At 63.9% G+C, this 13,676-nt stretch carries 13 protein-coding genes and 1 pseudogene; 9 read left to right on the top strand and 5 right to left on the bottom strand.

All coding sequences use genetic code 11. The features are described 5' to 3' along the window. Positions 1–131: 131 nt before the first annotated feature. Positions 132–908: pseudogene (locus tag NCS58_RS11440) on the bottom strand (IS5 family transposase). Between the two features lie 831 nt (positions 909–1,739). Between NCS58_RS11440 and NCS58_RS11435 the strand changes: the two are divergent. After that, the gene (locus tag NCS58_RS11435; protein WP_035500852.1) at positions 1,740–2,030 is read left to right on the top strand and encodes a co-chaperone GroES; all 291 of its coding nucleotides are present in this window, start codon (positions 1,740–1,742) and stop codon (positions 2,028–2,030) included. A gap of 97 nt (positions 2,031–2,127) precedes the next feature. Beyond that, on the top strand, positions 2,128–3,768 hold the full coding sequence (gene groL, locus NCS58_RS11430) for a chaperonin GroEL (RefSeq protein WP_061119344.1): 1,641 nt from the start codon (positions 2,128–2,130) through the stop codon (positions 3,766–3,768). Positions 3,769–3,869: 101 nt separating this feature from the next. Here groL and NCS58_RS11425 read toward each other — a convergent pair whose 3' ends face one another. The 3 genes from NCS58_RS11425 to NCS58_RS11415 form a co-directional block, all read right to left on the bottom strand. Beyond that, entirely contained in the window at positions 3,870–4,256 is a 387-nt protein-coding gene (locus NCS58_RS11425) for a hypothetical protein (RefSeq protein ID WP_086961263.1), read from the bottom strand. 73 nt (positions 4,257–4,329) lie between these two features. Beyond that, positions 4,330–5,109: a DUF72 domain-containing protein gene (locus NCS58_RS11420; protein ID WP_061119342.1), complete on the bottom strand. Its 780-nt coding sequence runs from the start codon at positions 5,107–5,109 to the stop codon at positions 4,330–4,332. A 31-nt stretch (positions 5,110–5,140) separates the two neighbouring features. Continuing rightward, complete coding sequence (locus NCS58_RS11415) at positions 5,141–6,016, bottom strand: hydroxymethylpyrimidine/phosphomethylpyrimidine kinase (protein ID WP_061119341.1); 876 nt, start codon at positions 6,014–6,016, stop codon at positions 5,141–5,143. Between the two features lie 311 nt (positions 6,017–6,327). Between NCS58_RS11415 and NCS58_RS11410 the strand changes: the two genes are divergently transcribed. Then, positions 6,328–6,498, top strand: coding sequence for a rubredoxin (locus NCS58_RS11410; protein WP_025527884.1), 171 nt, complete (start codon positions 6,328–6,330; stop codon positions 6,496–6,498). 365 nt (positions 6,499–6,863) lie between these two features. Continuing rightward, positions 6,864–8,258 (top strand): hypothetical protein, encoded by a 1,395-nt coding sequence (locus NCS58_RS11405; protein WP_250538472.1) that lies wholly within the window; start codon positions 6,864–6,866, stop codon positions 8,256–8,258. Here NCS58_RS11405 and NCS58_RS11400 read toward each other — a convergent pair. Beyond that, positions 8,255–9,745: a deoxyribodipyrimidine photo-lyase gene (locus tag NCS58_RS11400; protein WP_250538471.1), complete on the bottom strand. Its 1,491-nt coding sequence runs from the start codon at positions 9,743–9,745 to the stop codon at positions 8,255–8,257. The genes NCS58_RS11405 and NCS58_RS11400 overlap by 4 nt on opposite strands. A gap of 30 nt (positions 9,746–9,775) precedes the next feature. On the opposite strand from NCS58_RS11400, the gene NCS58_RS11395 reads away from it, so the two are divergent. The 5 genes from NCS58_RS11395 to NCS58_RS11375 all read left to right on the top strand — a co-directional run bounded on the left by NCS58_RS11395 (position 9,776) and on the right by NCS58_RS11375 (position 13,675). Next, entirely contained in the window at positions 9,776–10,354 is a 579-nt protein-coding gene (locus NCS58_RS11395) for a YqgE/AlgH family protein (protein WP_061119338.1), read from the top strand. Then, positions 10,351–10,797 (top strand): Holliday junction resolvase RuvX, encoded by a 447-nt coding sequence (gene ruvX / locus NCS58_RS11390; RefSeq protein ID WP_250477012.1) that lies wholly within the window; start codon positions 10,351–10,353, stop codon positions 10,795–10,797. Before NCS58_RS11395 ends, ruvX begins: the two co-directional genes overlap by 4 nt. After that, the gene (gene pyrR / locus NCS58_RS11385; protein ID WP_061119336.1) at positions 10,784–11,299 is read left to right on the top strand and encodes a bifunctional pyr operon transcriptional regulator/uracil phosphoribosyltransferase PyrR; all 516 of its coding nucleotides are present in this window, start codon (positions 10,784–10,786) and stop codon (positions 11,297–11,299) included. Before ruvX ends, pyrR begins: the two co-directional genes overlap by 14 nt. Before the next feature lie 62 nt (positions 11,300–11,361). Then, a complete protein-coding gene (locus NCS58_RS11380) occupies positions 11,362–12,387 on the top strand; it encodes an aspartate carbamoyltransferase catalytic subunit (RefSeq protein WP_250538470.1) in 1,026 nt (341 codons plus the stop codon). A 10-nt stretch (positions 12,388–12,397) separates the two neighbouring features. After that, complete coding sequence (locus NCS58_RS11375; RefSeq protein WP_250538469.1) at positions 12,398–13,675, top strand: dihydroorotase; 1,278 nt, start codon at positions 12,398–12,400, stop codon at positions 13,673–13,675. Position 13,676 lies beyond the last annotated feature (1 nt).

Below are 13,676 nucleotides of genomic sequence, written 5' to 3'. Positions count from 1 at the left end.
ACATAAAGCCGGGTGACCGGCCTCTCCCTGACCACCAGCGTCGGACCGTAGCCCCTACCGCGCGAGCGGTTTAGTCCGTCGCCAGGCTGCGGACCTTGGACGCGACTACCGTCAATGTCGGCTAACAGGCCTTAACAAAAGGACGTTTTGAGTCGTCTCCAGCAGATGATGCAGCATGCGATTTTCATGAAGGCTTCGTGGATGAATGCAAGACGTTCGAAGCGGATGCGCAGCCGTCGGAAGTTGTGAAGCCAGGAGATCGTGCGCTCGACGACCCAGCGGGTTTTGCCCAGTCCGCTGCCGTGAGGTTCGCCTCGTCGGGCGATTTCAGTGTCGATGCCGGCAGTGTGTAGTGGACGGCGGTATTTGTCGTGATCGTAACCCTCGGTCGCCTTGAACGATCCGGGGTTTCGAAAGCGGGCGGCCAGGTTTGCCGGCGATGCGCGGGATGGCGTCAACCAGCGCGTGCAGCTGGGTGACATCGTGGCGGTTGGCGCCAGTGAGGATTACCGCGAGCGGGATGCCTTGCGCTTCTGTGATGAGGTGGTGCTTTGAACCTGGTCGCGCACGGTCGGTGGGATTGGGTCCCGTTTTTGACCCGCACCAACCGCGCGGATCGAGGAGGAGTCGACGACCACGCGCGACCAGTCTATGCGGTCCGCTTCGCGTAGCTTTGCAAGAAGCAGTTCGTGCAGTCGGTCCCAGACACCGGCGGCCTGCCAGTCGCGCAGACGGCGCCAGCAGCTCATGCCGCTGCCGCAACCCATCTCGCGCCGCACGCGCTCATGACCTTTGCCGCGACGTTGCCCCTGAAGTCGCTGAGCGGCAGGATCGGCGAGCCAGCCTATTTTTGAGCGCGGCTGCGTCGGGCGGGCCGGGACAAGCTGCGCTCTGCTGCGCCATGCTATCGTTGATACTATCTTCCTATCCCGCTGTCGTTTCCTCCCTCTCCAGGCGCGAACGAAGATGCACGAGGTGCGGAATTTCATCCCGCCGTGCTTCTCTTTGGCGGACGCGGGTCTGAGACGTCCAGCACGGTGTTGATCGGCCGGGTCTCCAGCGCCCCACCGCGCATTCTGGAGAATTCGTAGGCTTCGCTCGAAGTGGGCGTTTTGCGCTATCTTCGGTTGAAAAGAGGCTGCTCGGCGATGTGCCTAATTCGAAAGAAAACGTGCCCGGCCGAGCGACCGTTGCAGCCCCGTAGCTGCCACCGACGGTCACTAGGTCAAGTTCGGTCGAGGGTCGCTCAGCGACGTTCGACCCATTGAATCCGCACATCCTACTGCCGTTGCTGCCGTGACCCGCCCAATTCTCCGGTGATGCGCCCAGATTGGAATCAACTTCATGTCCCCTGACGGCGAACGTCAATGGATGAGAAGGTTCGAGGGAGGTAACACTAACCCTCAAGGAGCAACGCTTCGCGTGGGCGAGTCGTCCGGTTTTGAGTTTTTTACAGGTCCGCCCACGGCGCCTGCCCGAGCTGACCGTCGCGTCCAACAATCCTAAGTCGTTGATCTGACGGAAGATCTGGCGCCGTGAGACATGCGTGCTTGTCGTCGAGCAATCAACACTCGATGAACTTCGACACTCCGTTCGTGCCCCTCCTTGAAATTGTCAAACTCGGTCCATATAATTGGCACTCACTGCACGAGAGTGCTAACAAGATTGCCGTCCGGCGAGATTGTTCTCAACGGACGGGTTTTCCCGTGTTTTCAGTCTCAATCAAGAGAGGAGTGTGTATGAACCTTCGTCCTTTGCACGATCGCGTCATCGTCAAGCGTCTGGACCAGGAAACCAAGACCGCATCGGGCATCGTGATTCCGGAAGCCGCGGCTGAGAAGCCGGATCAAGGCGAAGTCCTGGCCATCGGCCCGGGCAAGCGCGATGACAAGGGCGTGCAGAACGCTCTCGACGTGAAGGTCGGCGACCGCGTTTTGTTCGGCAAGTACGCCGGCCAGACCGTCAAGGTCGACGGGCAAGAACTGCTCGTCATGCGCGAAGAAGACATCATGGCCGTTCTGGTCAAGTAAGCATCCTTCCTGCACGTTCGGCTTCGCCAACAAGCCGCAGCCCTTTCGGGCGCGCTGAGCGAAGCCAGCAAACCGAATCGAATCAAGGAGTTTGGATATGGCAGCTAAAGAAGTCACTTTTGGCGATTCCGCACGCGCCAAGATGGTCGAAGGCGTGAACATCCTGGCCAACGCGGTCAAGGTCACGCTCGGTCCGAAGGGCCGCAACGTGGTGCTCGAGCGCTCCTTCGGCGGCCCGACGGTCACCAAGGACGGTGTCTCGGTCGCGAAGGAAATCGAACTGAAGGACAAGCTCCAGAACATGGGCGCGCAAATGGTCAAGGAGGTGGCTTCCAAGACCAGCGACAACGCAGGTGACGGCACCACGACCGCTACCGTTCTGGCGCAATCCATCGTTCGCGAAGGCATGAAGTACGTCGCATCGGGCATGAACCCGATGGACCTGAAGCGCGGCATCGACAAGGCCGTCACGGCCGCGATCGAAGAACTGCGCAAGATCAGCAAGCCCTGCACGACCAACAAGGAAATCGCGCAAGTCGGCTCGATCTCGGCGAACAGCGACACGTCGATCGGCGAGCGCATCGCTGAAGCGATGGACAAGGTCGGCAAGGAAGGCGTCATCACCGTCGAAGACGGCAAGTCGCTGCAAGACGAACTGGACGTCGTGGAAGGCATGCAGTTCGATCGCGGCTATCTGTCGCCGTACTTCATCAACAACCCGGACAAGCAAGTCGCCGTTCTGGAAAACCCGTTCGTGCTGCTGCACGACAAGAAGGTGTCGAACATCCGTGATCTGCTGCCGGTGCTGGAGCAAGTCGCGAAGGCTGGCCGTCCGCTGCTGATCATCGCTGAAGACGTCGAAGGCGAAGCGCTCGCAACGCTGGTCGTCAACAACATCCGCGGCATCCTGAAGACCGTCGCCGTCAAGGCTCCGGGCTTCGGCGACCGTCGCAAGGCCATGCTGGAAGACATCGCGATCCTGACCGGCGGTCAAGTGATTGCGGAAGAAACCGGCCTGACGCTCGAAAAGGCGACGCTGGCTGAACTGGGCCAGGCGAAGCGCATCGAAGTGGCCAAGGAAAACACGACGATCATCGACGGCGCTGGCGAAGCCACGAACATCGAAGCGCGCGTGAAGCAAGTGCGCAAGCAGATCGAAGAAGCAACGTCGGACTACGACCGTGAAAAGCTGCAAGAACGCGTGGCCAAACTGGCCGGCGGTGTTGCCGTGATCAAGGTCGGCGCTGCGACCGAAGTCGAAATGAAGGAAAAGAAGGCACGTGTCGAAGACGCACTGCACGCAACGCGCGCGGCTGTGGAAGAAGGCATCGTGGCTGGCGGCGGCGTCGCGCTGATCCGCGCTCGTCGTGCGATCGACGGCCTGAAGGGCGCCAACGCCGATCAGGACGCAGGTATCAAGATCGTTCTGCGTGCAATGGAAGAGCCGCTGCGCCAGATCGTCACGAACGGCGGCGAAGAAGCTTCCGTCGTGGTGGCGGCCGTTGCTCAAGGTTCGGGCAACTACGGCTACAACGCGGCGACCGGCGAGTACGGTGACCTGGTGGAAGCCGGCGTCGTCGACCCGACGAAAGTTACGCGCACCGCGCTGCAAAACGCGGCATCGGTGGCAGGCTTGCTGCTGACGACCGACGCAGCCGTTGCCGAACTGCCGAAGGAAGACGCTCCGATGCCTGGCGGCATGCCCGGCGGCATGGGCGGCATGGGCATGGACATGTAATCTGGCTTTGGCCGATTGCATCGGCGCGGGCTTCGGAAGAGGTTTCGCGCCGTGCCAAAGGAAAACCCGCAGCGATGCGGGTTTTTTTGTCCATACAAACGTTATTTGTTCATCTCGTCGCGAAGTTTCTGCGCGGCCGCCTTGTAGTCGTAGGTCGGGTAAAACTCCGTGCGATAGCCGCCCCACGCGGTGCTCTCGATCGCGCGGTTCACTTCGCGCAGCCGCTCGGCGGGCACACGCAGCGTCACCACCTGTCCGATGCCCATCATCACGTACCACGACACCACTTCGACGCCCGGCGGCGGGAACTGCTTGAAGTAGCCTTGTTCTTTCAGCTGCTGGTTTATCTGCGGCAGCGTCTTCGATTCGTCATGCTTGAGGAAAATCGTCAGTAAAAATGTGCCGTCGCCCGCGGGCGTCGCCCCCGGCGGCGGCGCGGCATTCTGAGCGTGAGCGGGCGGAGCAAGGCTGAACAGCGAGGCGAGCATCGTGGCTCCAAGCAAACGGGCAATTCGTCCTGCCGGCTTATGCATCGGGGAATCTCCGTGGCGTCGAATGTGGTCAGACCTTGTGATGAATCCGCAACCGCTCCATCAGATGCAGTGCGTTGGGCTGCGCATGGCTCTCGGTGGTGTTGTCGAAGATGCACCAGACTTCAGCCGTCTTTTTCGCGCGGTTATGCAGTGTGCGGGCGAGCTCGTCGAGATAGGTGTAGTCGTAGGAAGACCTGTAGAGCTCGGGCGAGCCGTGCAGTCGCACATAGACGAGCGACGCGTCCGCGCGATGCTTGATCTCGCATTCATCGGGGATCGGATCGGCGTCCACGTATGCGATGTGATGCGCCTTCAGAAGCGCCGCTGCGTGCGTCGTGAACCAAGTATGCTCTCGCGCCTCGAACGCCACCGGCAACTTCGTGCGTTCGCGCAACGCCGCGAAAAATGACTCGGCGACGTCGTGATCGAACGGCAGGCTCGGCGGCAGTTGCACGAGCCAGCAGCCGAGTTTGTCGCCGAGTTGCCCGGCCGCCTGGAGGAATTCGTCGAGCAGGGATTCGGTATCGACGAGGCGCGCGTCGTGCGTGATCGCCTTCGGTACCTTGACCGAGAAGCGGAACGACTCGGGTACGCTCTCCGCCCAGTGTGCGTAAGTCTGCTCGCGATGCGGCTTGTAGAAACTGGAGTTGATCTCGACGCACGTCAGCACGTGCGAATAGCGTTCGAGATGCGTGCCTTCATGCGGGAAGCTCGCGGAGACAGCGCTCGACAGGCCCCAGCCCGCGCAGCCGATGCGGATCGCGCCTTGCGGGCCGGGCTTGTGCAGATGGGGCAGTCGATATGGCATGCGCTCGCGTCGCTCCCTTATTGTTCGGGTGTCAGTGTCGGGCTTCTCCGGGCAGTCCCGTTGGATCATCAGGAAGCGAGGACGTGTCGCCGTCTTCGTCGGCGTCGTTCGAGCGCGCCCAGAAGAAGCGGTCCGGCAAATACGCGCCCATGCCGGGGCGAAACGCGGCGCGCGCGGCCTGGAACACGTACTCCTGCGCCTCGCGGGCGGCCTCGGCGGGCTCCTGCCCATTCGCGAGCAATGCGGCGACGGCAGAGCCGAGCGTATCAGTCAGGCCCATGATGCGCTGCACGCCGCGCTCCCACGTGTCCTGTCGCACTTGTCCCTCTTCGCTGTACAGCGTGTTCACGTGCCGATGCGTGCCCGTTTCCATGGCGAGCACGTACTCGCAACCTTGCGCCAGGATGTGGGAAATCGCGGAATCGAGCGTCGGCGATTCGGCGTCGCTGTCCGGCTGGGCGAGTTGCAGCAGCGTGGCATGGTCGGCAATCAGCATGGTGGTCTGCGGCACGAGCAGATCGGCAAGCGATTCGCGGAGCTCGTCGGCGGACAGCACGTGTTCGTCGTCGAGCGTGAAATCGGGCGCGAGGATCAGCGGCACATCGTCGTAGTCGGAGACGACCTCGGCGATGGCGGACACGAGCTCCGCGCGGGTCGCCGCGCCGATCTTGAACGCGGCGATCGGCATGTCCTCCAGCAACATGCGCGCCTGAGTTGCGACGGTGTCTGGATCGAGCCCGGTCACTTCATCGCAGGTCGCGGAGTCGCGCACCGCGTAGCCGGTGAGCACGGTCGCGCCGTGGCAGCCCATGCTCGCGAGCGTCAGCAGGTCGGCTTGCAGGCCCGAGCCGCCCGTGGGATCGGAAAGGCCGAAAGTGAGAACGATCGGGGGGGAGTCGCCGGTCATGGCAAAAGCGGACATTATGGTATTGGATTGCTTGAATGGACGATCGGCTTTAAGCGAACTCGTCCGCGCCTCGGGCGCGTGAGCGAATGCCCGCTCGGTCATGTCTGATTATGCGGCCTAATGCCGTCCGGCTGTTCTCTTTGCGCACTTTTTTCCGGCGCGCGGGCTCGGGGTGGCGCAAGCCTGCGCGGCGCCCGTTTCGACCGATGTCACGATGCGCGCACACCGGGCGGGCCGCTTGCTAGGCATCGACACGGCAACACGGTACCATCATGTCCTAATTTCAACCGACCAATCGACGCGGCATAAGTATGGAATACAGAAGCTGGATGTGCCTGATCTGCGGCTGGATCTACGACGAGGAGGCGGGATTGCCCGAAGAGGGCATCGCGCCGGGCACGCGCTGGGAGGACGTTCCGATCAACTGGACCTGTCCCGAATGCGGAGCCCGCAAGGAAGATTTCGAGATGGTTCAGATCTGATCTTGTCGTTCTGCCGCGCCGCATGACTCGCGTCATGCGGCGCGCGTTTTTTAGCGGACCGCGTTCGACGATGACGACGCGTGCCGCGCGCGGGCTGCCGCCGTGCGGTTTGCCTGATTTTTTTTCGGATTTCGAGGCGTAGGGCGATTTCGTTGCGGCGATTCCGGCATCGCGCGAGTGTGGCGAACGAAGTGAAAGGTGCGACAAGTCTCGTCGGACACATTCGATCCCCGCACCCGCTCGTCAAGACATACGCTTGAAGCAGGCGTGGCGATACCGTGCGCGCCTACCGATGACGCATTTCAACCGCGTGCGACGGCGGCGTTCGATCACCGCGCCCGCGAACCGGCTTGTGAGCGCTTGTTATGACATCTCGTCCCGATCCGCCCGTTCCTTTCGAAGCCCTGCCCAATCCGCGCGGCGGATCGGTGCGCCTCGCCGAAATGGCGCTGACCGACGCGCTGCACGCGTTTCAGCGTCAGGGCGAAACCGGGGCCGCGTTGAAGCGCGCCATTGCCGCGCTGCATTCGGCGGGCTGGCTGCCCGGGCAGCGATTCGCCGAGGCGCTCGCGCTCGTCGCGCCGCTTGGCGACGACTCGGAGGGAAGCCACGCGCGTATTGCCGACGCGATCGGCGTGTTTCGCGGCGCGGTCGAGCGCCATAATCTGCGCGAGCTTTCGTGCTCGACCGTGCTTTTCGATCACTATCGCGGCCTGCACGCGCTGCTGGCCGCGCACACGCGCGTCGCGCCGGTTTCCTACGACGACCTCGCGCTCGCGGGCCGCGCGATCGCACCGGCGACGCTGCGCGGCATTGCACCCGAGCGCCTCGCGCGGGTGCGGGCGCACTACGAGGAGACGCTGCTCAAGCTCCTGCGCGCACCGGCTGAAGAATCCGCCGATGCCTTCGCGCGCCTCGATGCCTGTCTCGACGAATTGCGCGGTTCCGATCCCTACGACTTTTGGCGGCTCGCGTCCTCGACGGTCCGTGCGTTGCGCGAGCGCGCCGAACGCACGGGCGGTGAGCTCGACCATATCGCCGACGCGAAGCGTCTCTACGCGCGCTTCAACCTCGTGCTGGCGGACCAGGCGCATGCGCTGTCGTACGCGCCCCGTTCGCTGGTGCGAGCGACGCTCGCGCTTCTGTGGCGCGATTTCGCGCTGTACGGCGCGGCGCCCGAGGACGCCGGGCACGTCGACGTGCTGCGCGACTACGGCCTGACCGTGGCGTGGCACATCGCGGCGACGCCGGCATCGGAGGCGGCGTGGGAAGCGAGCGCCGCGCAGGCGAGCGAGGAAGCCACGCGGGACGCCGCAACCCGCGATCTCGGCGTGCTGCGCGTCAACGCGGCCGCCTACGAAGACTTCCTGCAGAGTGCGGAGACATCGATCGATGCGCTCGTCGAGCGCGGCGCGCAGGCGAGCGAGACCGGCACCGTGGACGAAGCCGCGGCGCTCTCCGCGGCTGATGCGTCGCATCGGCTGGGTGCGGCGGCCTGTGCGCTCGGCCTCGGTCATGTCGCGCTGCTGGCGGACACACTCGGTCTGGCGTGGCGGCGCGTCGCACATCATGGAGAAACCCACGCCGATGGCGCCGAGGGCGCGACGCGCGGCATCGATGCGACCGTGCCCGAGCGCGCCGCGCAAATGCTGCGCTCGATGCTGCATCAGGCGGCCGCCGGCATTGCGCCCTCCGAAGGCCGCGGCTCGATCGTCGCGCTCACCGCGATGATCGAGAAGCCGGCGCTGATCGCGCGTTAATCGTCCTCGGGCGGCGCGTCGCGCTTTGCGCCCGGTCCGCGCACGACGTCGTAGCGCGCGAGCGTGCGTTTTCTCGCGGCATCGTGATCGACGATCGGTTGCGGATAATCCGCCCCGAGCGAGAGTTTCGCAGCCTTCAGCGCGTCCGGTTTCGCAAGCCACGGCGCGTGAATATCGCGGTCCGGCAGGCCCGCGAGTTCCGGCACGTAATGCCGGATGAACTTGCCCGTCGAGTCGAATTTCCGCGATTGCGTGACCGGATTGAAGATCCGGAAGTACGGCTGCGCGTCGCATCCACTGGATGCGGCCCATTGCCAGCCACCGTTATTGTTCGAGAGTTCGAAGTCGTTCAGGTGCGCTTCGAAATACGCCTCGCCGCGCCGCCAGTCGATGCCGAGATCCTTCGTCAGAAAACTCGCGACCACCATGCGCAGCCGGTTGTGCATGTAGCCGGAAGTGTTGATCTGCCGCATCGCCGCATCCACGAGCGGGTAGCCGGTCTCACCCGCGCACCACGCGGCGAAACTGGCGTCGGCGGTATCGCCGGTTTCCCAGACTATGCGGTCGTATTCCGGCTTGAACGCGCAATGATCGCCCGGCACACCGACGTGCGGAAAATGGTGCAGCACGGAGAAATAGAACTCCCGCCAGATCAGCTCGCCGAGCCAGGTTTCCGCGCCCTTGTCGCCGTGGCGCTGCGCGTCGTGCGCGCTGCGGGCGAGCGCGCGGATCGACACCGTGCCGTGCCGCAGATGCACGCCGAGATAGCTCGGGCCCTTCAGCGCGGGGAAATCACGCGTGCGGCCGTAGTCGGTCATGCGGTCGCGGAAATCGTCGAAAAGTTCGTAAGCGCCGCTCGTGCCCGCGGGAAACGCGGGGCCGTGCGCATCCGGAAAGCCGAGCGGGGCGAGCGATGGAACCGCGCATGTCACGCCAGCCGGCGGTTGCACGAGTGCGCTCAGATGATCCTCCGACGCATACGGCTTCAGCGCGTCCGGCGTGAGCGTGGCGAGCCATTTGCGCTTATACGGCGTAAAGACGGTGTAGGGCTTGCCCGCGCCTGTCATCACGTCGTCGTGATCGAAGACGGCCTGATCCCTGAACGTGAAAAAAGCGATGTCCTGACTTGCGAGTTTCTGCGCGACCGCCTCGTCGCGCGCCTTCGCGGACGGCTCGTAGTCTCGGTTGGCGAAGACCGCATCGACTCCGCATTCGCGCGCGAGCGCCGGAATATCGTGAACCGGATGACCGTGCCGCACGATCAACGCGCCACCGGCCTCGCGCAGCGTGCGATCCAGCTCGACGACGCTTGCATGGATGAACGGTACGCGCCGGTCATTTCTATCGAGCGGCGAGAGAATATCGCGATCGAAAATGAAGGCGCACAGCACGCGGCGGCACCTTGTAAGCGCATGATAGAGTGCAGCATTGTCTGCCGCGCGAAGGTCCCGCCGAAACCAGACCAGACCCACATCAAAGCCGGCCATCTCGCAGCGCCTTTGTTAAAATTCTGAATTATGTCCAAGACTTCCGATCGCATCAATTTGACGAATCAGTTCCTGATCGCCATGCCGAACATGGCGGATCCGACATTCTCAGGAACGGTGGTCTACCTTTGCGATCACACGGAGAAGGGCGCGCTCGGCCTCGTCATCAATCGGCCGACCGATATCGATCTCCAGTCGCTCTTCAATCGCATCGATCTGAAGCTCGAGATCGAGCCGCTCGTCCATTTGCCCGTGTATTTCGGCGGTCCCGTGCAGACCGAGCGCGGCTTCGTGCTGCACGAAGCGGGCGAGGGCGAGCCGTACAGTTCGTCGATGAGCGTGCCCGGCGGCCTCTCCATGACCACGTCGAAAGACGTGCTCGAAGCAGTCGCGAGCGGCAAGGGTCCCGAGCGCTTCCTGCTCACCCTCGGTCACGCCGGCTGGGGCGCGGGGCAGCTCGAAGAGGAAATCTCGAAGAACGGCTGGCTCACGGTGGAAGCCGATCCGCGCATCATCTTCGACGTGCCCGCCGAAGATCGCCTCGAAGCAGCGCTCTCGCTGCTCGGCGTGTCGCGCTCCATGTTGTCCGGCGAAGCAGGGCACGCATGAGCCGCGAAGCCACGCTGCTGGCATTCGATTACGGCGAGAAGCGTATCGGTGTGGCCGTCGGCAACACGCTCACGAAAAGCGCGCGTGCGCTCCTTACGCTGGAAAATCGCGATCGCGAATATCGCTTCGTCGAAGTGGGCAAACTGCTCGACGAGTGGAAGCCCGACGCTGTCGTGGTCGGCATGCCGATGCATCCCGACGGCACGCCTCATGCAATGAGCGCGCTCGCAAAGCGCTTCGGCAATCAGGTGAACGGCCGTTTCAACGTGCCCGTGCAATGGGTGGACGAGCGCTACTCGTCCGTCGACGCCAAAGCCGATCTGCGCGAACGCGGCGTGCGGACCAACACACGCGGCCGCTTCGACGAGATCGACGCCGAAGCCGCCCGCGTCATCCTTCAACAATACCTCGACGGACTTGCCGACGATCATGAGTTCCATTGACGCCGAGACGCTCTACCGTGCGCTCGTCGACCAGATTCGCGCCGCGTTCGGACAATCGCTTGCCGCACCCGATGGGCCCGTGCTCGCCGGCATCTACAGCGGCGGCGTGTGGCTCGCCGAGCGGCTCGCGAAGGACCTGGACGCGCCGCACTTCGGCGTGGTGAATGTCGCGCTGCATCGCGACGACTACGCGAAAAAGGGCCTGCACAGCCAGGCGCGTCCGACCGAGCTGCCTTTCGACGTGAACGGCCGTCGCATCATCCTGATCGACGATGTGCTGTCGACCGGCCGCACCGTGCGCGCGGCGATCAACGAGCTGTACGACTACGGCCGCCCGGCGTCGATCGACCTTGCGGTGCTCGCCGACCGCGGCGGGCGCGAAATGCCGATCGCGGCGCGCTTTACCGGCGGCACGGTCGAAGTGTCGGCGAACGAGGATCTCGTGCTCGCGCGCCGTGACGACAACACACTTGCGTTCACGACCGAACCGCGCGCGCACTGACGCGCACATGGCGGCTGCTTTACGTCTTTACGCTTCTTTCCAAAGAAACATCCGGGAATATCATGAACACCGCCATCCACGGCGCTGCCGTTCCGGGCGCGCCCGCATCGGATAAATTCCGGTACGGCTTTCTCAAAGGCAACCCGCAGCTCACGAAGAACGGCGAGCTGAAGCACTTGCTGACCATCGAAGGGCTGCCGCGCTCGATCGTCACGCACATTCTCGACACCGCCGAGCAGTTCGTGAGCGTGACCGACCGCGAGGTGAAGAAGGTGCCGCTTTTGCGCGGCAAGTCGGTGTTCAATCTCTTCTTCGAGAACTCGACGCGCACGCGCACCACGTTCGAAATCGCGGCCAAGCGCTTGTCGGCTGATGTGCTGAATCTGAACATCAACGCGTCGTCGACGAGCAAGGGCGAATCGCTGCTCGACACGATCAACAATCTCTCCGCGATGCACGCGGACATGTTCGTCGTGCGTCACGCGTCGAGCGGCGCGCCGTATCTGATCGCCGAGCATTGCGCGCCGCATGTGCACGTGATCAATGCAGGCGATGGCCGCCACGCGCATCCGACGCAAGGCCTGCTCGACATGTACACGATCCGCCACTACAAGCGCGATTTCACGAAGCTGCGCGTGGCGATCGTCGGCGACATTCTGCATTCGCGCGTCGCGCGCTCGGACATTCACGCGCTGACCACGCTCGGCGTGCCGGAAGTGCGCGCAATCGGACCGCGCACGCTCTTGCCGAGCAACCTCGACCAGATGGGCGTGCACGTCTATCACAATCTCGACGAAGGTCTGAAGGGCGTCGACGTGATCATCATGCTGCGCTTGCAGAACGAGCGCATGAGCGGCGCGCTCCTGCCTTCCGCACAGGAGTATTTCAAGAGTTGGGGACTCACGCCCGAGCGTCTCGCGCTCGCCGCGCCCGATGCGATCGTCATGCATCCGGGCCCGATGAACCGCGGCGTGGAAATCGACTCGCAGGTGGCCGACGGCCCGCAGTCGGTGATCCTGAATCAGGTGACCTTCGGCATCGCCGTGCGCATGGCGGTGATGGGCATCGTGGCCGGCAACAGCGACTGAAGAAGACGACATGAAGATCCAGATTCAAAACGGCACGATCATCGACCCGGCCGCGGGCACGGAAGCGCGCAAGGACGTATTCATCGCGGCGGGGCGGATCGTCGGCATCGGCCAAGCGCCCGCCGATTTCAACGCGGCGAAGGTGATCGACGCGTCGGGGCTTTACATCGCGCCGGGTTTCGTCGACTTGTCCGCGCGTTTGCGCGAGCCGGGCTTCGAGCACAAGGCGACGCTCGAATCCGAAATGGCCGCCGCGATGGCAGGTGGCGTGACGAGCCTCGTGTGCCCGCCCGACACCGATCCGACGCTCGACGAGCCGGGCCTCGTCGAGATGCTCAAGTTCCGCGCGCAGAAGCTGCACCTCGCGCATGTGTATCCGCTCGGTGCGCTGACCGTCGGGTTGAAGGGCGAAACCATCACCGAAATGGTCGAGCTGACCGAAGCGGGCTGCATCGGTTTCTCGCAGGCCGATAACCCGATCGTCGATACGCGCACTTTGCAGCGCGCGCTGCAGTACGCGACCACTTACGGCTACACCGTGTGGCTGCGTCCGCAGGACGCGTACATGTCGAAGGGCGGGGTGGCTGCGAGCGGCGCGGTCGCATCGCGGCTCGGCTTGTCGGGCGTGCCGGTGGCGGCGGAAACCATCGCGCTGCATACCATCTTCGAATTGATGCGCGTGACGGGCGCGCGCGTGCATCTGTCGCATCTGTCGTCGGCGGCGGGCGTCGAGCTCGTGCGCGCGACGAAGGCCGAAGGGCTCGCGGTGACCTGCGACGTGACGATCAATCATGTCCATCTGACCGATATCGACATCGGCTACTTCGATGCGCAGTTCCGTCTCGATCCGCCGCTGCGCTCGCAGCGCGACCGCGATGCGATCCGCGCCGGTCTCGCCGATGGCACCATCGACGCGATCTGCTCCGATCACACGCCGCTCGACGACGATGAAAAGCTCTTGCCCTTCGCCGAAGCGACGCCCGGCGCGACTGGTCTCGAACTGCTGCTGTCGCTGACGGTGAAGTGGGCGCGCGAAGCCAACGTGCCGCTCGCGAAGGCGCTCGCGCGCGTTTCGTCCGCGCCCGCCGACGTGCTCAAGCTGCCCGCGGGCCGCATCACGACCGGCGCGCTCGCCGATCTCTGCGTGTTCGACGCGGCGGGCGAATGGCGCGTCGATCCGAAGAAACTGAAGAGCCAGGGCCGCAACACGCCGTTCCTCGGCTACGAACTGCCGGCGCGCGTGCGTGCGACGATCGTCGGCGGTCACGTCGCGTACGAGTGCCGCTGAT

This window comes from Caballeronia sp. INML3B (assembly GCF_023631305.1).
GTDB classification, from domain to species: Bacteria; Pseudomonadota; Gammaproteobacteria; order Burkholderiales; family Burkholderiaceae; genus Caballeronia; species Caballeronia turbans.
The sequence above is the reverse complement of the archived record's forward strand: the minus strand, read 5'-3'. Positions and strand labels throughout refer to the sequence as shown.

Excerpts from the sequence above, each read along its gene's own strand:
- NCS58_RS11435 (WP_035500852.1), top strand. The coding sequence starts at position 1,740 with ATGAACCTTCGTCCTTTGCACGATCGCGTCATCGTCAAGCGTCTGGAC.
- groL (WP_061119344.1), top strand. The coding sequence starts at position 2,128 with ATGGCAGCTAAAGAAGTCACTTTTGGCGATTCCGCACGCGCCAAGATG.
- NCS58_RS11425 (WP_086961263.1), bottom strand. The coding sequence starts at position 4,256 with ATGCTCGCCTCGCTGTTCAGCCTTGCTCCGCCCGCTCACGCTCAGAAT.
- NCS58_RS11420 (WP_061119342.1), bottom strand. The coding sequence starts at position 5,109 with ATGCCATATCGACTGCCCCATCTGCACAAGCCCGGCCCGCAAGGCGCG.
- NCS58_RS11415 (WP_061119341.1), bottom strand. The coding sequence starts at position 6,016 with ATGACCGGCGACTCCCCCCCGATCGTTCTCACTTTCGGCCTTTCCGAT.
- NCS58_RS11410 (WP_025527884.1), top strand. The coding sequence starts at position 6,328 with ATGGAATACAGAAGCTGGATGTGCCTGATCTGCGGCTGGATCTACGAC.
- NCS58_RS11405 (WP_250538472.1), top strand. The coding sequence starts at position 6,864 with ATGACATCTCGTCCCGATCCGCCCGTTCCTTTCGAAGCCCTGCCCAAT.
- NCS58_RS11400 (WP_250538471.1), bottom strand. The coding sequence starts at position 9,745 with ATGGCCGGCTTTGATGTGGGTCTGGTCTGGTTTCGGCGGGACCTTCGC.
- NCS58_RS11395 (WP_061119338.1), top strand. The coding sequence starts at position 9,776 with ATGTCCAAGACTTCCGATCGCATCAATTTGACGAATCAGTTCCTGATC.
- ruvX (WP_250477012.1), top strand. The coding sequence starts at position 10,351 with ATGAGCCGCGAAGCCACGCTGCTGGCATTCGATTACGGCGAGAAGCGT.
- pyrR (WP_061119336.1), top strand. The coding sequence starts at position 10,784 with ATGAGTTCCATTGACGCCGAGACGCTCTACCGTGCGCTCGTCGACCAG.
- NCS58_RS11380 (WP_250538470.1), top strand. The coding sequence starts at position 11,362 with ATGAACACCGCCATCCACGGCGCTGCCGTTCCGGGCGCGCCCGCATCG.
- NCS58_RS11375 (WP_250538469.1), top strand. The coding sequence starts at position 12,398 with ATGAAGATCCAGATTCAAAACGGCACGATCATCGACCCGGCCGCGGGC.